This window comes from Oceanibaculum nanhaiense, from assembly GCF_002148795.1.
Lineage (GTDB): Bacteria > Pseudomonadota > Alphaproteobacteria > Oceanibaculales > Oceanibaculaceae > Oceanibaculum > Oceanibaculum nanhaiense.
The window spans coordinates 60,815-77,716 of record NZ_MPOB01000010.1; the positions used below are offsets into that span (position 1 = coordinate 60,815).

15 protein-coding genes and 1 pseudogene are annotated in these 16,902 nt (G+C 62.9%); 11 read left to right on the plus strand and 5 right to left on the minus strand.

All coding sequences use genetic code 11. The features are described 5' to 3' along the window. Positions 1-4 precede the first annotated feature (4 nt). Genes brxC through BKM74_RS15625 form a run of 3 tightly spaced genes read right to left on the minus strand, consistent with a single transcriptional unit; the run spans position 5 to position 4,826 of the window. On the minus strand, positions 5-3,454 hold the full coding sequence (gene brxC, locus BKM74_RS15615; RefSeq protein ID WP_086466635.1) for a BREX system P-loop protein BrxC: 3,450 nt from the start codon (positions 3,452-3,454) through the stop codon (positions 5-7). Further along, the gene (locus BKM74_RS15620; RefSeq protein ID WP_086466636.1) at positions 3,451-4,014 is read right to left on the minus strand and encodes a BREX protein BrxB domain-containing protein; all 564 of its coding nucleotides are present in this window, start codon (positions 4,012-4,014) and stop codon (positions 3,451-3,453) included. The genes brxC and BKM74_RS15620 overlap by 4 nt, the downstream gene beginning before the upstream one ends. A gap of 2 nt (positions 4,015-4,016) precedes the next feature. Beyond that, complete coding sequence (locus BKM74_RS15625) at positions 4,017-4,826, minus strand: hypothetical protein (protein ID WP_086466637.1); 810 nt, start codon at positions 4,824-4,826, stop codon at positions 4,017-4,019. Positions 4,827-5,133: 307 nt separating this feature from the next. On the opposite strand from BKM74_RS15625, the gene BKM74_RS15630 reads away from it, so the two are divergent. Both BKM74_RS15630 and BKM74_RS15635 read left to right on the plus strand, forming a co-directional pair. Beyond that, entirely contained in the window at positions 5,134-6,351 is a 1,218-nt protein-coding gene (locus tag BKM74_RS15630) for an AAA family ATPase (RefSeq protein ID WP_086466638.1), read from the plus strand. Further along, positions 6,344-8,839: a S8 family peptidase gene (locus tag BKM74_RS15635; RefSeq protein WP_086466639.1), complete on the plus strand. Its 2,496-nt coding sequence runs from the start codon at positions 6,344-6,346 to the stop codon at positions 8,837-8,839. The genes BKM74_RS15630 and BKM74_RS15635 overlap by 8 nt, the downstream gene beginning before the upstream one ends. A gap of 19 nt (positions 8,840-8,858) precedes the next feature. Here the strand turns inward: BKM74_RS15635 and BKM74_RS15640 are convergent, their stop codons facing one another. Together BKM74_RS15640 and BKM74_RS15645 are read right to left on the minus strand one after the other, a co-directional pair. Beyond that, entirely contained in the window at positions 8,859-9,131 is a 273-nt protein-coding gene (locus BKM74_RS15640) for a DNA -binding domain-containing protein (protein ID WP_086466682.1), read from the minus strand. 139 nt (positions 9,132-9,270) lie between these two features. Beyond that, on the minus strand, positions 9,271-10,152 hold the full coding sequence (locus BKM74_RS15645) for a helix-turn-helix domain-containing protein (protein ID WP_086466640.1): 882 nt from the start codon (positions 10,150-10,152) through the stop codon (positions 9,271-9,273). 432 nt (positions 10,153-10,584) lie between these two features. On the opposite strand from BKM74_RS15645, the pseudogene BKM74_RS19185 reads away from it, so the two are divergent. The 9 genes and pseudogenes from BKM74_RS19185 to BKM74_RS15685 all read left to right on the plus strand — a co-directional run. Next, positions 10,585-10,842, plus strand: a pseudogene (locus BKM74_RS19185) (transcriptional regulator domain-containing protein); the annotation flags it as partial. 82 nt (positions 10,843-10,924) lie between these two features. Further along, complete coding sequence (locus tag BKM74_RS15650) at positions 10,925-11,443, plus strand: DUF2285 domain-containing protein (protein ID WP_140056105.1); 519 nt, start codon at positions 10,925-10,927, stop codon at positions 11,441-11,443. 64 nt (positions 11,444-11,507) lie between these two features. Further along, positions 11,508-12,029 carry a thermonuclease family protein gene (locus BKM74_RS15655; protein WP_086466642.1) on the plus strand — a complete coding sequence of 174 codons (522 nt, stop codon included), beginning with the start codon at positions 11,508-11,510 and terminating at the stop codon, positions 12,027-12,029. After that, the gene (locus BKM74_RS15660; RefSeq protein WP_086466643.1) at positions 12,026-12,868 is read left to right on the plus strand and encodes a hypothetical protein; all 843 of its coding nucleotides are present in this window, start codon (positions 12,026-12,028) and stop codon (positions 12,866-12,868) included. Before BKM74_RS15655 ends, BKM74_RS15660 begins: the two co-directional genes overlap by 4 nt. Before the next feature lie 117 nt (positions 12,869-12,985). Continuing rightward, complete coding sequence (locus tag BKM74_RS15665) at positions 12,986-13,372, plus strand: hypothetical protein (RefSeq protein ID WP_086466644.1); 387 nt, start codon at positions 12,986-12,988, stop codon at positions 13,370-13,372. 83 nt (positions 13,373-13,455) lie between these two features. After that, on the plus strand, positions 13,456-15,564 hold the full coding sequence (locus BKM74_RS15670) for a ParB/RepB/Spo0J family partition protein (protein WP_086466645.1): 2,109 nt from the start codon (positions 13,456-13,458) through the stop codon (positions 15,562-15,564). A 94-nt stretch (positions 15,565-15,658) separates the two neighbouring features. After that, positions 15,659-16,258 carry a DUF7007 domain-containing protein gene (locus BKM74_RS15675; RefSeq protein WP_086466646.1) on the plus strand — a complete coding sequence of 200 codons (600 nt, stop codon included), beginning with the start codon at positions 15,659-15,661 and terminating at the stop codon, positions 16,256-16,258. Then, positions 16,255-16,608: a hypothetical protein gene (locus BKM74_RS15680; protein ID WP_086466647.1), complete on the plus strand. Its 354-nt coding sequence runs from the start codon at positions 16,255-16,257 to the stop codon at positions 16,606-16,608. The genes BKM74_RS15675 and BKM74_RS15680 overlap by 4 nt, the downstream gene beginning before the upstream one ends. A 3-nt stretch (positions 16,609-16,611) precedes the next feature. Further along, positions 16,612-16,830 carry a DUF6117 family protein gene (locus BKM74_RS15685; protein ID WP_021225989.1) on the plus strand — a complete coding sequence of 73 codons (219 nt, stop codon included), beginning with the start codon at positions 16,612-16,614 and terminating at the stop codon, positions 16,828-16,830. Positions 16,831-16,902 lie beyond the last annotated feature (72 nt).

Consider the following 16,902-nt stretch of genomic DNA (forward strand, 5'->3'; position numbering starts at 1 on the left):
CTCCTTAGTTCACCAGCACCGGGCCGTTCTCGATCGCCTCGATGAGGATCTTCTTCTGGCGCTCGATCCAGGCTTCAACCTCTGCCGCATCGCGCAAGGTGGCGCGTTCCAGGGAGATCGTCTGGACCTTGGGCAGCAGGAGTTTGGCGGCCTGCTCGATGGCCCGTGCAACACGACCGGGGATCGCGTCGATCTCAGCCTGCGCGTTTACCAGAGGCCTCTGGTCGAGATGGTTGGCCAGCGCTTCGTTGGTCGCGACTTCGGGTTTCGTCTGCGGCTTCAAGCCGACGGCAGCCTTGATCGCCTCCTGGTCAGCCGCCGGGACCTGCTTCCACACATCATTCCCATCGAGGGAACGCATCGCATTTTGGAACGCATCCTGGTGCGCAGCGAAGCTGTCCTGCACGGCTTTGCGCAGAAGGTCGCCCAACGCACCGCGGATGCCACTGGCCGGATCGGAGTTGTCGAGCAGAAGCCGCTGGCTCCGCACCGCCTCGATCTGGTCGAGATGCGGCTTGGCCGCCTCGATCGACGCGGCATGCCGCTCCAGCCGTTCGATCAACTGCCATTTGGGCAGCCGCTCGGCGATCAGGCTCTTCGTCGCCGACCATTGCTTGATCTTTTCTTCCCATTCGGGAGCCTTGTTTTTGATCGCGACCAGCTGCTCGTTGCCAATGAGCCGCTGGATATCCTCGATTTCGGTCACGGCCGGTGAAGTGGGAAAGGGGGCATCGCCACCCGCCGACCGCGCTAGCTCTATCAGCTTGGCCAAGAACTCGCCTGCGCGCGCACCCTCTTCACCGCCCTTGCAGGGCACCCCGAGCAACTGGAACAGCTTGCGCAGTACCAGGCGGTCCTGGACCGACAGGGTCGCCTGCTCGACGCGGAACTCGGCCTTGGAGATTTTGTTCTGGTCGAGCTGGCCGAGGGGAACGGCGGCTCCGTTCAGCGTTGCGGTGATGTGCTGCGAGCGGTGTAGGGCGATGAGTGCGGCATCTACGGCGTCGCGCGGCCAGCCAAAGGGCGTGCCACCGAGGACCTTGCGAATGTCCGCGCCTGTCTTACCCGCGCCGATGGTGGTGATGACCTGCTGACAGACTGGGTGCTTCTCGGTGGCGTCGGTGTGGCCTGTTGGTTGGAACGGGTGATCCGCGCCGTCGCGCGCCCGCTTGATGACGGCCGCCCACGCCGCACTGTCCGCCTCCTTGAACCGGGGAAACATGCGCACCAGGGCGTCGTCGGTCGCGGTCTTGATGCGGTCGTCCAGGGTGGAGAGCAGCACTTCGCTGCCCCCGCCTTGGTAGACCTTGGCGTTTGCGACGATCTCGCGAACAAGCCGATCGCGATCGCCGACGGCGCGGGCACGCCGGCTGTCCATGCTCTGTCTGGCTTCCTGTCCCTCGGGCGAGGTCGGATTGCCTTTCGCGTCGAGGGTCTGTTGCGCCGCATCGGCCTCGACAATCAGACGACGAAGGTCGTCGGCCGACTGGCGCGGGATGAAGAGGTAGAGCACGGGGCTGTCGGCTCCGGCAGCCCGGGCCGCATCAAGCACATCCTTCTCGGCTGCGCTCCAGCCATCTCGGATCCAGATCGGGATGCCGCCGCCATCGACTATCGGCGGCGTCGCCTCGCGATGCACTATGAACTGGCGCGGCTCCTTGGCGGCGCCCTGAACGATACGGAGGCCACGGATGATCTTGTCGATCTCCCCGTACAGCAATTGATCGCGCTTGAACTGGATCGCTGCGTCGTCGTTGTTGAGCTTGGTCTGGCGGTTGCGGAACTCGCGGTCCCATTCGCTGCCCTCGCGAGTCTGCAGGCGATACTCCTCGCCAACCGGCATGAGGACACCCTGGTCCGAGAGCTCCTTCAGCATCGCCTCGACGTCGCTGCGCAGTTTGCCGTTGTCGGCCGCTAGATCATCGATGAGGAGGTCGGCAATGTGCTCGCTGGTCGCGCGCACACCGATATCGGCACCGGCCTCGCGCTTCAGCTTGCCGATGAGGAAGACGAGGCCGCAAATCCGCTGCGCGAGCGCACCTTCCGTCCGGCCGACCTGGATGATGCGTTCGTTGATCTCGCGGAGTAGAACGCCCGTGTTGACCATTTCCGGCGCCAGCGCATCGAACAGCTCATCTCCGGGCACGACGGTGCCAAGCGAGCGATCCGACAGCTTGGCGATCGCGTCATGGATGATCCGCAGCTGCGAGCGCAGCTGGCTGTGGGTTCCGGCGGCGTCGATCTGGCGGAAGCAGTCCTCCCAGAAGCGACGACGCACCGGCAAGAGCGGGTAGTCGTCGACAATGACGCCCCGATCTTCAACCGTCTCGCCGATTCGCGTGCCCTGGAGCTGACGCGACACCTCGCCGGCATGCTTATCCAGCAATGAGCGCACGTCGCCGACCGCCGATGGCTTCTTCTGGAGCAGCACCTTCCGCGTGACCGTCTCCACCTCGGCGTCGGATAACGGCACGCGGATCGTGAAGCGATCCATCAACTTCTGGAGCAGAGGCACATCGGTGAGCGCGCTCTGTCCGGCGCCTACGATCATCACATGGCTGTCGAGCTGCTTTGAGACGGCTTCGGCGACCTCGGTCACGAGCACGGAGCGATCGTTGGACTCGCCGATGTACTGCTGTGCCTCGTCGAGGATGAGGAGCGTGCAGGGCAGGCGACCGTCCTTGCCGACCAGGCGGAGCGCATCCTTCGCGGTTCTCAGGAACTGGTCGGTCGTAATGTCAGACGTCTGGGGTGGAAATTGCGCTCTCAGCGCTTGCCGGGCCTCAGCTTCGTTCGTGGCGAAGTCGGGCTCGCAGGCGAGGACAGCACGGGCAATCGGCCCACTGACGTAGAGATTGTTGAGTTCGCGATCGAAGGACCTGCCGGCGGACTCGATCTCGACCTTGATCTTGTCAAAGTGCCCGAGTGAGTGAAGCCAGAGACAGAAGCATGCCTGCGGATATTGCTCTGGCAAGCCAGCGGCGCGCAGCAGGATCCCGAGAATGGTCAGACGGACATTGTCGGTCGTGCCACTTGGGAGTGCGCCGGCTGCCGCGATCAGACCACCAGCGCGCTTTCCGGCGGTGTCGAGTTCCCGCAAGAGGTCGTGCAAATCCTCAGGAATCGATGGAACAAGACTTCGCGCCGTCGACCCGTCCGGGAAGGCGGTGTCCTGCCAGAGATGGCATAGCATCTTCAGCAGATGCGACTTTCCGCTGCCAAAGAAGCCGCTCACCCAGGCTCCGCGCTGGCTGGTCCTCCCGAGATTGTCCAGAAACGAACGAATGATCTTCTGGATGCCGTCCGCGTACTGCCCTTCACACACAAAGGTCGACAACTCGCCGCGGAGCTCGGCAAGCGCGCGTTCGCTTTGACTGTCGGCAATCCTCGCCTGTCCCTGATTGACGAGCGGGTGTGCAGCTGGATCGCGCTGCAGGACCTCTTTGATCTTCATGCCCATCCTCCTTCGCCGTGCAGCGTGATCGGCACAGCGAGGTAATTCCAGCCATCGCGTGCATCGAGTAGGCGGTAATTGTTTCGCTCGTACTGGCCTGGGAAAAAGACCACGAGACGGCCGCGAATGTCGGCTTCAACGGCTTTTAGAATTTGTGAGATGCGGGCAAAGCCGAAAAGAGCGCCAACGCCGAACACTGCGACGACCGAGGTGTCGGTGACGTCCGGGTGGCACAACCGACTGCGCAGCCGTTCGGCAACGTAATTTGGAAACTCCGCTTCCAGCTTGAGATGGAGGTCGTCCGGCGAAGCGAAATACTCATCCCTGTAGTCGTCTGCCGCCATCCAGTCGGCAAACGCTGGCGCGAGGTCTATCTCATGCCACTCATGGCCGGCTTGCCTTGTCGCCGTCTCGAAGGCCAGCTTTCGTGCGCGCAGGGTTCGCTCCAGCTCCTTGTCGTAGACGACCATGACGACCCGCTGAGCACCGGCAACGGTGCGCTGCCAGGGCGTTGCGATGTGACGGCCGTACTTCTCCGCGAGGTCCTCGATGCGTGCCATGGCTAGACCCTCGTAGCGGCTGGATCGAGGCGAGCGACATTCAGCTCGACCACATCACCGGCCATTCTCAGATCGATGAGTCCGATCCGCTTCGCTTCCAGGGCCAGCTGGCGGGCCTGCCCCGGATCGCAGTCCAGCAGTTGAAGCCAGCCCGAGGAGAAAAGGTCGGCGCCACGGTAGCCCGCAGCGTAGGCAAGGTAGAGGGCGAAGGCGACAGCGACGGGGATTGCGCGCACCAGACGACGCTTTTTGAATGTGCGTCCTTCAAGGTGACCAGACTGGGTCCAGCTGCTGGCGGCGTTCCGGCAGACTTTTTCGAGGATGCTTTCGTTCAAGCGATCCTCGACCGAAGCCCGCAGGGCGGCTTTCATAGGCTCGCGCTGCAGCTCCGCGCCGGGGGGCAAGGGGATGACGGCCGTGCACGTGGCGGCAAGTAGGGGATCACGTGCTATCGCCGCCAGAAGTGCTAGCAGTGGTCGACTGTCGGGATCGAGAGACCAGAGCCGTCGGAGCACCCGAAACAGCGGCAGATCCCGGTCCAACCCATACAGCTCACCTAGTCGTTGATTCGAGAGGCGGCGCGTTGCCGCAGTCGCCTTGGACAGGCAATTCCCCTCAATAATCGCTGCGGCGTAGTCGGCCCGTTTTCCGGCCTCTGGCGCTGCGTCGAGCACCGCCTCCAACTCTGCCAACATCATGGTCCGGCTGGTGTGGGTTCCTATGGCGCCGAATCGAAAGCCGGCCTCCTCGGCGCGTGCTCGCGGCCCGTTGGAAGGAAAGAGGCGGAAATGAGATGTCTGAGGTTCGAGCATGTCCGTGCCGGCAAGTTTGCCGGCATAACCTCTCACAATCCAATATACCTGTCAACCGAGACGGCCCTCTCGCCGGCAAGTTTGCCGGCCATCGTGTCGGGCTCGGCGTGATCTCCAAGGTCGGTGGGGCTCAGGTATCCCTTCGATGGGCCCAAGCGTCAGGCGAGGGCAGAGTGGAATACGCAACAGAGCGATCCGTTTCGCAACAAAGAGGCAATTAAGGGAAACGAATTGGCGTTGACATGCAACGATATCGACTGTAAACGCATTCAGGGCGTGGCTCTCCGTGCCCTTCTCAGGAGTCAGTATGGAGCATTTCTCGATAATTCAGGCCCTGTGCCGAGCAGCAATGGCGGACGCCTCGCCCGCGTTGCGGAAGCAGGTGGAGCGGCTGAGGGACGCGCTCGCCAAGGAGGGGGAGACCAAACAAGCAGCGGCCCTGACCAGCCTCCTCACCACCGCCGAACGGACAAAGGAGATGGCACCGAGCCGGCTTGCGCGTTCGAGGGCGCAAATGCCTGGGGAAACGCTCAGTCGTAATACACCACTCCCTGTCGATCGCGAGACGTCTGCGCCGCTGGCCGAGATCCTGTTTCCAGCGGACATTCGCGCCGACCCGCCCTTGTTCAATTCGACGGTCACCGCGGCGATCGAGACGATCATCGAGGAATGGGCGAACTTTGAGGCGCTCTCCGCCATCGACCTTCAACCGCCAAAGACCTGCCTCATCTATGGTGCGCCTGGCGCCGGTAAGACCCGCCTCGCCCTGTGGATCGCCTATAAGCTCGATCTGCCGGTCGTGCTGGTGAGGCTGGACGGTTTGGTATCCTCGTTTCTCGGGACGACCGCGCGCAATATCGGCAATCTCTTCGCGTTCGCGAACCGCCATCGGTGTTTGTTGCTTCTGGACGAGTTCGACGCAATTGCGAAGCTCCGCGACGACCCGCAGGAGGTCGGTGAGATCAAGCGGGTGGTGAATGCCCTGTTGCAGAACCTGGATGCGCGTAAGGACCTCGGCTTCACCATCGGAATCACGAACCATGAGCGCCTGTTAGATCCCGCGGTCTGGCGGCGCTTCGAGGTGCAGCTTGAGATTCCGAAGCCGGACTTCCAGATGCGAATAGCGATCGCCCGGCATTTCATGCCGCCGATCGAAGCTCCCGAAAGCCATCTTCGACTGATCGCTTGGTTTACGGGGGGCTGCACGGGTGCAGAGATCGAGTCCCTGGTGCGTACCTACAAGAAGGCCACCACAGTAAAGGATCAGGATCGACGGGGTTTGTTGGACACGCTTCGGCAGTTCGCGACGCTCAATAGCGCACGCATCGACAGTACCCGGCGGGCGCTCCTGTTCAGCGATGCAGCGAACCTATTTCGCGCCATGAAAGATGATCCCGAACTCGGCTTTTCACTTACCGACATCGGCGAAGTCGCCGGCCGGGATAAATCCACAGTAAGCCGTCAACTCGGGAAGCTTGGAGATCGCCATCCTGAAACCGGCGGCGAGGTGAGCGCCGATGGCTAGCCCAATCCAGATCATTCTGAATCCCGAGAATTATGAGGAGGCTCGGGAAACCTCCGGCGGCGGTCCGAAGAAGGACTTCTTCGCAAACCGTGACCAGGAATTTCGACAACACAAGGCGCGCCTCATCGCGCAGCTCAGAACCATTGCGGACGGCTTGCAAGCTAATCCACAAACTGATCTGGGCTATGTGAAGGTGATCCTGCGCCGCTCGGCATGGGCCAAAAGCCATCGGCCACTGAAGGCGCTCTTCAAGCCGGATCGCACTCCGATCGTAGGCGGAGCGGATCTCGGCGTAATGCTTGTTGAAGCGCGGCCTCCGGTCTTGTTGCAGATCGCCGAGGAGATCGCCAGAGCTGAGGATCACACCACACTTCGTTTTGTCAAGGCCCAGGGAAAGGAAGTCCCGTACCCCTCAGCACGCCGCAGTGAAACCGGCGCCATTGAGCGAATTGAGATTTATGGAGAGAGCGACCGACGAGATTTTTCGCTCGAAGAGGCCGTGGCATGGCTATCAAACCCGATCACTGGCGGCAGCTACCAGGTTGAGCTCTTCGATGTACCTCCCCCGCGGGGCGATTGGGACGCGCTCGACGAAAGTCATCGCCGCCTGTTCCAGTCCTTTGTTACTGGCCTTACGGCGCTCGGCGAAGGACTGATGGTTCAGCGGCTTTCCAGTCGCGCCCGTGCCCAACCACTCCTGTCAGTCCGAGTGGCTCGCTCCACCGCCGCCCCAACATTGCGCCTGGGTCCACCCCCTCAGGCGGAACGCCGCCGTGAAGTCGCGCCTTTCGATCCGTCTCAGGAGCGGCACAGGCGCATCTTGGCCTTCTTGGACAGACATCCCCTTGTGCGCAAGGTATCGCTCCCGGGCGTTGTCGTGCGAACAACCACCTATCAAGGCCGTGTACGCCCCAGTGAGGCGGTGGTACCTGTGCGAGATACGGCTAGAACCCATCCGAAAATTGGTATCATCGACGGCGGACTGGGTGCCGCGCTATCGGATTGGATAATTGACCGATGGGACATTCTTGCCGACGAACACAAGGACCTCGCGCATGGGTCTTTCATTGGCGGTCTCGCCGTCCTGGGTGGGGCACTCAATGGCACCCAATGCTGTCCAGAGGTCGATGGCGCTGAAATCGTCGATCTCGCGGTGTTTCCGAGCGAAAATAGCGGCGCCATCGCGTCGTACTATCCCGAGGGCCTGCCCCAATTTTTCGATGAGGTCGAAACGGCTGTAGGCGACGTGCGATCGCGGCACGGCGTCCGCGTCTTTAACATGAGCCTAAACGTACTGCAGCCAGCGACCCTCGATCGATACGGTCCTCATGCGGCCCGTCTCGACCGCATCGCCGAAGATAACGATGCAATCGTCTTCGTGTCAGCAGGCAACCTCGAATCCCAAAATCTCCGCCCAGAATGGCCAAACGATGCGACACAGGCGCTCGCGGCCATAGCGGCGTCGATCAACGACGGACTGCTCACGCCGGCTGAGAGCGTTCGAAATGTTGCAGTTGCCGCCGTCAACCCGCCAGGACACCCGGTTTCCGTCCCTTTCGCGCCGTGCCGCTTCAGTCGGCGGGGACCAGGCTTGCGAGCCGGTGTGAAGCCAGATCTCGCTCATGTCGGTGGTTCCGGTTCTCCTCACCCTCCTCTTGACCACGCTCTCTTCTCGGTTACACCTGATGGCGCAATCATCAGCGGGTGTGGCACAAGCTATGCGACCCCGCTCGTTGCAAAGACGGCTGCTGCCCTCGACCACGCCATTGAGGGTGATGTCTCAAGAGAGACGCTCATCGGCCTCTTAGTTCATAATGCCCGGGTTCCGGAGCCGCTTCAGGCGAAGGCTTTAGCCCCGGTGGCTCGTCACCTGGTGGGTTTCGGTGTTCCGCCATCGACAGAGCATATTCTGGAGTCTGACGATCACGAGATCACGTTGGTCTTCGCCTCGCGGATCAGGCGTGATCAGCAGATGACCTTTCGGTTCTCCTGGCCTACTTCTCTTCTCGGTCCTGGGGGGAAGTGCCGCGGCGCCGCGCGTTTGACCCTCGTGTCCTCGCCACCGCTTGATCCGCGCTATGGCTCTGAGTTCGTGCGGATCAATCTCGAAGCGGCCCTTCAGCAAGAGCAGCCTGACGGCGGTTGGAAAGGCCGCCTGGATCCGCTCTATCTTCCGGGTCGAAGTGAGAATCCAGTTATCGAAGCCGAACTCATCGAGCACGGCCTGAAATGGAGTCCGGTCAAGGTCTTCGCTAAAACGATGCCGCGCGGAGTCGGTGCGTCATCGAACTGGCGGCTTGCCATCAACTACCTGACGCGTGCTGGTGAGGAGATACCCGATGATGGGGTGCCCTTCACCGCAATCCTGACGATCTCTGACCCGGAGGGAGCGCAGCCGGTTTTCAACGACCTGCGCCAGACACTCATGGCTCTCGGCGTTCAGATTGCCGACATCCGTACGGCCGCGCGCATCACCCCACGCGTGTGATACGGCTGCCGGCTCGAATCTATGTGTCCCGTGCCGCGTCGAGTAGATGGCGATAGCCGTGCTCGGTCATCCAGCGCGCGCGCTTCAGATGCGCCTTCCAACAGCGGCGGACGCGGTCGGGCTCCGCGTCTGGATCGCGATCCAGGACGATGCGGGCGACCTCGCGCCAGTTGGCGCCTTCGGCCTCGGCGTCGAGCAGGCGCAGATAGGTGATGAAGTGATCCTCGTCATAGGGCGTAATTGCGTCCGCCCACGGCACCTCGTCGGCGATCTCGGGATCGAGTCTGGCCATGTGCCCGTCCTCCACGCCTTGCGCATCCATGGCATCCGTTCGGGCTGCCTCCGGGCTTCGGGTGCTAGGCGCTGCTCCGCCCATCATAATACGGAATGGCGCTCGATGCCTGCGGGCATATGTCGATTAATGTCTCCGATCAGGCGCAATTCCTGCGGAACAGCGAAGGCGTCGTCCCCGTCATCTTGCGGAACACGTCCGTGAAATGGCTGTGGCTGGAAAAGCCAAGGGCGAGAGCAATGTCCGTGATCGACGCGCGGTCCGACAGCAGCATCTCCTTCGCCTTCTGAATCCGCCGCTCGGTGATGTAGCGGCAGGGCGGCTTGCCGAACGTCGCCTTGAAGGCCTTGCCGAAATGGTGTGGGCTAAGTCCCGCTTCCGCGGCGAGCGCGGCAAGTCCGATATCTTCGTCCAGATGCGCCTCGATGAAGTCAACGACCCTCCGCCGGCGCGAGGCGCCGAGACCGCCCCGGATCGACGGCGGCGGCTTGCTGTTTTCGCCATAGGTCTCGAACAGGCGCAGGGCGAGCGACGTGCCGACGAGGTCCAGGCAGAGCCCGCCGCAGCGGCTATCGTCGATCAAGCTGCGCCTGAGGCAGGCTATCAGCTCCTCGACCGCCGGGTCGCGGAGCGCCGCTCTACCTCTGATTTCGGGCACCAGCCCGTCGAAGGCGTTGCCGATCGTGCGTTCGATGAAGCTATTCTCCATGGCAATGACGAAGGACTGCTTGTCGGCCGTCCAGCCGACATGGGCGGCCCGATTTGCCGGGCTCAAATGAAAGTGTCCCGCAGCGACCGGATATTTTTCGGTACGGCGGCCTTCAGGCAAACGGCAGATGAGGTCCAGCGGCTCGCTTTCGTGCATGAAGAGGGCGAACTGTGCCGTGACAATCTGTGTCCCGGGATTGATCGGGATATCGCACCGGCTGACGACAATGCCGTTACGGGCAATGCGCCGTGTGACGGACAATACCGGGGACGCAATATCAGATGTGAAATCGACCAGAGTGGTTTCGGCCATGACGCAACCTCCATCGCCTGAAAATTGATATCTCGGCCGATAGCGGGTTGCCGGCCTTCAACAAGTTCCATTCCCGGTAGAGTGTGTGTTTCAAAATCGATGATCCTGTGACAACTTTGTGATGAGGGCGGCGCAACTGTGGCAATCGCGGGGTTCGTTTTCTCTGCCCGAGTTCATTTGTACTTTAATTAAATTCTGTAGTTTGCAGGTCTGGCGTTGCGAATATTGTAACGATTTCCTGAAAGACGCCGCGAAAACACGGAAGCCAACCCGCGCTTCAACTATCGATAGTAATCGATGTCGTCGGCGCCCTCCCGCCAGTGAAATCGACCTGGCACGAGGCGGCTTGTCCCGCGCGTCGCGCGACGGATCGTCAAATGGCCGCGCCGCGCCCGTCATGGCCGGGTGGCCACATGGGAGGAGACAAGCCCCATGTCCAAGGAGAAGACCGTCCCCGGCATAAGTCCGCGCGCCGACTGGCGCGATCCCGAAAGCTACAAGTCCCTCATCGATCTGGACCGGGCCGGCTGGGCCTGGGAGTGGCTCAAGCGCAATCCCGACTTCGCCGCGGCCGCCGGTCGGCTGCCACAGGTGTCGCCGCCACTTCCTCCGGCCGCCGCCGAGCGCCGGCTGAAGGCCGCTCAACCCCGAATCCTCCATATCCAAAATCCGGGGCCGTTCGAACGCTGGGGCGTCTTCTTTCACCACTGGCGTTGCCCTGCCGGCTACGGACGTCTTTTGGCTGCCCGATCTCAATCCATCGGTGCTCGTCGTGGAAGCGCAGCCCATTGCACCCGGCCACACCGACGCCTTCGACATCCGATGCTTTGCCTCAATGGCGACCGTGTTGTGCTGCGGCGGATCCGAGCACGTGCTTTTCAGCGATGGCTTGCGCCATCTCCAACTGATGGTGACGGCAGGCAGTGTTCTCGAGGGCCCGGTGTCCTTCCGCTACCTGCTGTCGGGTCTCCGCCACATGGAGGCGAAGGTTCTGGCGCTGCAACGGCTGTGCGGGCTTTACCGCCTCGGCCGTCTGCCGCGCGGCCTCTTTCCGCCGGAGCGCCGGGCCAGGCGCTGGGCGATGATGCTGCGCGCCTGGGACGGAGAAATAGCGGGCGCGAGCCGGCGGCAGGTGGCGGCGGCGATCTTCGGGGAGACGGCGGTGCACGAACTCTGGGAGTCCGGTTACCGCACTCGCATGCAACGGCTTGTCCGCGAGGCGGAGGAGATGGTCAGCGGGGGCTACCTGGGACTGCTGAGGCGGGAAACAGAGGAAAAGGGAGGCTTCTGACGGGTGAAGGGCCGAAGCCGGCGAGAGAACACCGGCCCGCCCGCAACCCGTGAGGAGACCTCCCATGTTCCAGTTCGTCCGCCTGTCCGCCGTCGTTGGCATTGTGTTTTTCGCCTGTCTGTCCTTCTGGCCCGCGCTCGACGAAGAGCATTCCGGCCCGGCCAATGTGATCGACGCCGATACGATCGAAGTGGGCGGCGAGAAGCATCGCCTCTACGGCGTCGATGCCGTGGAGATCGACCAGCGTTGCCGCCGCCGCGACAGCGCGACATGGCCTTGCGGCAGAGAGGCCGCCGCCGCGCTAACCAAATTTCTCGAAGGCCGAAAGGTCAATTGCGAAGTCTGGCAGGGAACGACGCGCGATGCCCATGGCCGGTTCGTATCTGTCTGCTACGCCGGTGGCGACGACATCGGTGGCTGGGTGGCGAAGAACGGCTGGGCGGTCGCCGATCACGACGCCAATCGTCTCTACAACTACACAAGCGACGAGGGCACGGCCCGGTTTCTGCGTCGCGGCATCTGGGACGGAACCTTCGATCCGCCCGCCGAATGGCGGCGCCGGCAGCAAGCAGGAGACCGGCCATGAACGCGCTCTTCCCGGCGCCCGACATTCCCACCATCCGGCTGCGCGTGCTGTCGCTCGGCGCCGGCGTGCAGTCGACCACGCTTGCCCTGATGGCGGCCCATGGCGAGGTCGGGCCACTGCCCGATTGCGCGATCTTCTCCGACACCTGCTGGGAGCCGCGAGCGGTCTATGAACATCTCGCCTGGCTGAGGTCGCCGAACGTGCTGCCCTTCCCCGTGCATGTCGTCTCGGATGGCGATATCCGCGAGGGGCTGATCCGCGGCGCGCGGGGCGAGCGCTGGGCGTCGATCCCGGCCTTCACCAAATCGAAATCCGGCAAGGTCGGCATGATCCGCCGCCAGTGCACCAAGGAGCTGAAGATCGCGCCGATCCGCCGCAAGGTGCGGGAGCTGGCCGGCATTGCCGGCAAGCGCTCGCCCAAGCACCCGATCGTCGAGCAATGGATCGGGATCAGCTTCGATGAAGTGATCCGGATGAAGCCGTCCTTCGAGGCGTGGCAGGTCAATCGCTTTCCCTTGATCGAAAAGGGCATGACCCGCCGTGACTGTCTACGCTGGCTGGAAAAGCACGGCTACCCCTTGCCGCCAAAAAGCTCCTGCATCGGCTGTCCCTATCACAGCGACGCCCATTGGCGGCCAATGCGCGATAAGGATCCCGATGCCTGGGCCGATGCCGTCGCTATCGATGGGTTGATCCGCTCGGGCTTCCGCGGCTTGTGCGGCGAGGTGTTCTTGCACCGCTCATGCGTGCCCCTCGATGAGGCTGATCTCGACACACTGGAGGATAAGGGCCAGCTCAACATGTTCGGAAACGACTGCTCAGGCATGTGCGGGGTTTAGCGCATTTCCCTTCGGCGTCAGTTAGGCCGCTCCCGACAAGTTCGGGGGCGGCCCTTCCCCGCTGACGGATTTTGAGGCGCGGAACGGATCCGCGCCGCCCGTCGCGGGAGAAAGGACATGGACGACCGCGATTATAGCGCCGACATCGCCAAAGCGCTCGCCACGCCGGGCGGACATCTGCATGTGGGGCAAGCGGGCTGGACCCTGCATTACGTCAATGAATCCGGGGGGCGCAGCAGCCTGTCCTGGTATTGCGCCGAGAAGATCAAGGCGCAGGCCATCGCCGCCGCTCTGCCGGTGATCGATTCCTCCGGCATCGATTTCGGCGACGCCGTGCGGCTCGCCGTCTCCGGCCCGATGATCGCCGTCGGCGGCAAGCCGGACCCGAGTCCCTGGGGCGCATTCTCTTATGCGCCACTGATCGAGGTGGCGCGCGCCTACGCTGCAGCCGGGGCGGAGGTTTACAACCTCGACCTGGAGGGTACGGCGGAACCGGCGGCCTGAAGAGGGAAAGGGAAGCGGGTGTCTTCGTGACGAGCCCGGTTGGGGAAAGAGGGCTTTCTCCGGCTCGTCACGGAGAACCTGACATGGCAAAGGCGAAAGTTGAGAAGATTACGCTGTCCCAAGCGCGGGACATTCCATTCGACAGGCTGGTGCTCAGCACCCGCAATGTTCGGCGGGTGCGGGCCGGCGTATCGATCGAGGAACTGGCCGAGGACATCGCCCGGCGCACGCTGTTGCAGTCCCTGAGCGTGCGAGCGGTGATCGGCGAAGACGGTCAGCCCACCGACAGATACGAGGTTCAGGCCGGCGGGCGGCGGTACCGGGCGCTGGAGCTGCTGGTCAAGCAGAAGCGGCTGGCGAGGAATGCGCCGATCCCCTGCATCGTGCGCGAGGGCGGCATTCTAGAAGAGGATTCGCTGGCCGAAAACTGCCAGCGCGTTTCACTCCACGCGTTGGATCAATTCCGTGCGTTCCAGTCGCTGAAGGAACAGGGATTGGGCGAGGAGGAGATCGCCGCCCGCTTTTTCGTGACGCCGCAGATTGTCAAGCAGCGGCTGAAGCTCGCCAGCGTGTCGCCCGGGCTGCTGGAAGTCTATGCCGATGACGGCATGTCACTGGAGCAATTGATGGCCTTCACGATTTCCGACGACCATGCCCGGCAGGAACAGGTCTGGGAGACCGTGCAGCGCAGCTACAACAAGGAGCTCTATTACATCCGCAAGCTGCTGACGGAAAACACTGTTCGCGCCACCGACAAGCGTGCCCGCTTCGTCGGGCTCGCGGCCTATGAGGAAGCCGGCGGCATCGTGCTCCGCGACCTGTTCTCGCAGAATGACGAAGGCTGGCTCCAGGATGCGGCGCTGCTGGAGAGGCTTGTCACCGAGAAGCTCACCGCCGAGGCCGAGACGATCAAGGCCGAAGGCTGGAAGTGGATCGAGGTCGCTCCGGACTTCCCCTATGGCCACACCGCCGGCCTGCGCCGCGTCATGGGCGAAACGGAGCCGCTGTCCGATGAGGAGCACGCCCGCCGCGAAGCCCTGCGGTCGGAGTTCGAAGAGATCGAACAGCGCTATTTCCAGGAAAGCGACGAGGATCTGCCCGAGGAGATCGACCGGCGTCTCGCCGAGATCGAGGCGGCACTCGATGCCTTCGAGAACCGGCCCGTCATCTACGACGCGCAAGAGGTCGTCCGCGCCGGCGCCTTCGTCAGTATTGATGGTGATGGCAAGCTGAAGGTCGAGCGCGGCTATGTCCGGCCCGAGGACGAGGCGCCGACCGAACCGGGCAGCGATGGTCAGGACACGGATGCCTTCAACCGCGACATGCAAGAGATCGTCCATGTCGGCCGGAACGGCGAGGCGCGGCAGGTCGATCCCGCCGCCGCGCTATCGGGCAATGGGGCGCAAGCTGACGATACCGAAGCCGAGGAAGACGGCCTCAAGCCGCTGTCCGAGCGCCTGGTCATGGAACTGACGGCGCACCGGACGCTCGCCCTGCGCGATGCATTGGCGGGCGATCCGGACATCGCCTTCCTTGCCGCGCTGCATGCCCTCGTTCTCCAGACCTTCTGGCGTTATCCGACGGCGAGCTGCCTGGAGATTCGCGCCGAAAGCCCGACGCCGACCGTTCAGGGGCCGGGGCTGAAGGAAAGCCAATCGGCTAAGGCCATCGGCGAGCGGCACGCCAATTGGGAGAAGCAGCTTCCCGACGAGCTGGAACTGCTCTGGGAGTTCCTCTGCGATTGCGACCACGACAGCCGAATGGCGCTCTTTGCTCATTGCGTCTCGCTCACCGTCAACGCGGTGCATGAGCCGTGGAACCGGACGCAGGGCCGCCGGCGTCATGCCGACCAACTCGCCTGCGCGGTTTCGCTCGACATGACCGCTGCCGGGTGGAAGCCGACGGTGGAGAGCTATCTCAATCGCGTGCCGAAGGCTCGCATCCTTGAGGCGGTCACCGAGGCCAAAGGCGCCGGTATGGCGGAGCTCATCGAAGGGCTGAAGAAGTCCGACATGGCCGAGCAGGCCGAGCGCCTTCTGGCCGATACCGGCTGGCTGCCCGAGCCGCTGCGCACGCCCGGCATCGAGCCCGTGGCGGTCACGGGCGAACCGGGGTCCCCGGAGCCGGATGCCTCGCCATCGGAGCCTCCCGCCGCCGCTGAACTTCCGGCTTTCCTCACCGCTGCCGAATAAGCGGCTGCTCTCTCAAATCCATCCACTTAAGCCCGGTCCCCGTGCGGCGGAATGTCCGCGCGGGGCCGGGCTTCGCGCTTTTCTGGAGATCGAAATGCTGAATTCGACCAACCCTACCTACACCCCATGGGGCAAAGCCGACTATGAAAAGGTCTATGCCGAGGGCATCGTCTTCTACGGCACACCGTCGCATGGCGGCTTCAAGCTCGACCGCGAGCGAAACGCCAAAGTTCATCCTGCTCTGCGCGAGAGGGACGGATTTTACGAGGAGGATTGCGCTTGGGCGAAAGTTGCCTTCACCTTCCCCGACGTCTTCTCCGAGAAAGACCGCGAAGCGGCGATCCGCACGCTGAAGGAATGGTATCCCGACGAATACGAGACTGTCGCAGGCGTTATCCTTGCCCCCGGCGAATCCCACGTCAAAGACGAGCGGCTGTTCCTTGAACGCCACGCCAACGACTGGATCGTCATCAGCGCGATCAGGTCGGACCAGCATCCCGGCATGGTCGAGTGCATCGCCACAATAGGCGGCCGACGCGGGCAATGGGGCAATTCCGATTCTGCTGAGCGGCGCTATCTCGTGCCGGATGTCGAATATCACCGGCGCAGCAAATTCGGCTTCGTCATCGATCCCGATCGCCACGCGCGCTGCGACGGCCCTTCCAGCTTCATCGCGCGGAGGGCGGCGTCATGAAATTCATCGTCACCCTTCAGGCCACGGCCGAAATCGAGGAGCGCTGGGAAATTGAAGCCACGAGTACGGAAGAAGCGCAAGCCATCATCGATGATGGCCTGCTCCATGAGCACCGATTCATCCGTGACAAGGTTCTCGGCGAAGAACGCGACCGCGCGATTCTGTCAATCATCCCGGCGCCCTCGGACGAAGAACCATGCTGCCAATGCCGGAACTGCAATTGGCATGGGTCAGTCGATAAGGCCGACCCCGTTCACGATATGTGGTCGCGTGTGCTGCCGGGCGAAATTATGCCGGCGGGCGATTGTCCCGACTGCGGCGCGCTCGTTCATCTGGTTTCGGGAGCCTGAAACATGGCTATTCCCGATCACATCCGCGCCAATTTCGAGACTCTACTGCGTGCAGCCAGAAACGGCGACCTTGCCTTGATGGAATGCACGGATGCGTCCAATGGCATACCGCGTTATGTGCTCGCCGCCGTGCAGCGTGACGATGGCGGCGAATACCTTTTCACGCCCTTCGGCCATCTGGCGGAGGGGAATCCCTACGAGGCTTACCACCCGCCAGAGTGAGAGCAGACCGGGATGAGGGCGGGCCGGGAGCGGGCAAGAGAGAGCCTGCCCCGGCCTTTTCCTGAAACCTCA

Excerpts from the sequence above, each read along its gene's own strand:
- BKM74_RS15620 (WP_086466636.1), bottom strand. The coding sequence starts at position 4,014 with ATGGCACGCATCGAGGACCTCGCGGAGAAGTACGGCCGTCACATCGCA.
- BKM74_RS15660 (WP_086466643.1), top strand. The coding sequence starts at position 12,026 with ATGAACGCGCTCTTCCCGGCGCCCGACATTCCCACCATCCGGCTGCGC.
- BKM74_RS15670 (WP_086466645.1), top strand. The coding sequence starts at position 13,456 with ATGGCAAAGGCGAAAGTTGAGAAGATTACGCTGTCCCAAGCGCGGGAC.
- BKM74_RS15630 (WP_086466638.1), top strand. The coding sequence starts at position 5,134 with ATGGAGCATTTCTCGATAATTCAGGCCCTGTGCCGAGCAGCAATGGCG.
- BKM74_RS15635 (WP_086466639.1), top strand. The coding sequence starts at position 6,344 with ATGGCTAGCCCAATCCAGATCATTCTGAATCCCGAGAATTATGAGGAG.
- BKM74_RS15655 (WP_086466642.1), top strand. The coding sequence starts at position 11,508 with ATGTTCCAGTTCGTCCGCCTGTCCGCCGTCGTTGGCATTGTGTTTTTC.
- BKM74_RS15685 (WP_021225989.1), top strand. The coding sequence starts at position 16,612 with ATGGCTATTCCCGATCACATCCGCGCCAATTTCGAGACTCTACTGCGT.
- BKM74_RS15680 (WP_086466647.1), top strand. The coding sequence starts at position 16,255 with ATGAAATTCATCGTCACCCTTCAGGCCACGGCCGAAATCGAGGAGCGC.
- BKM74_RS15625 (WP_086466637.1), bottom strand. The coding sequence starts at position 4,826 with ATGCTCGAACCTCAGACATCTCATTTCCGCCTCTTTCCTTCCAACGGG.
- BKM74_RS15645 (WP_086466640.1), bottom strand. The coding sequence starts at position 10,152 with ATGGCCGAAACCACTCTGGTCGATTTCACATCTGATATTGCGTCCCCG.
- BKM74_RS15640 (WP_086466682.1), bottom strand. The coding sequence starts at position 9,131 with ATGGCCAGACTCGATCCCGAGATCGCCGACGAGGTGCCGTGGGCGGAC.
- brxC (WP_086466635.1), bottom strand. The coding sequence starts at position 3,454 with ATGAAGATCAAAGAGGTCCTGCAGCGCGATCCAGCTGCACACCCGCTC.
- BKM74_RS15665 (WP_086466644.1), top strand. The coding sequence starts at position 12,986 with ATGGACGACCGCGATTATAGCGCCGACATCGCCAAAGCGCTCGCCACG.
- BKM74_RS15675 (WP_086466646.1), top strand. The coding sequence starts at position 15,659 with ATGCTGAATTCGACCAACCCTACCTACACCCCATGGGGCAAAGCCGAC.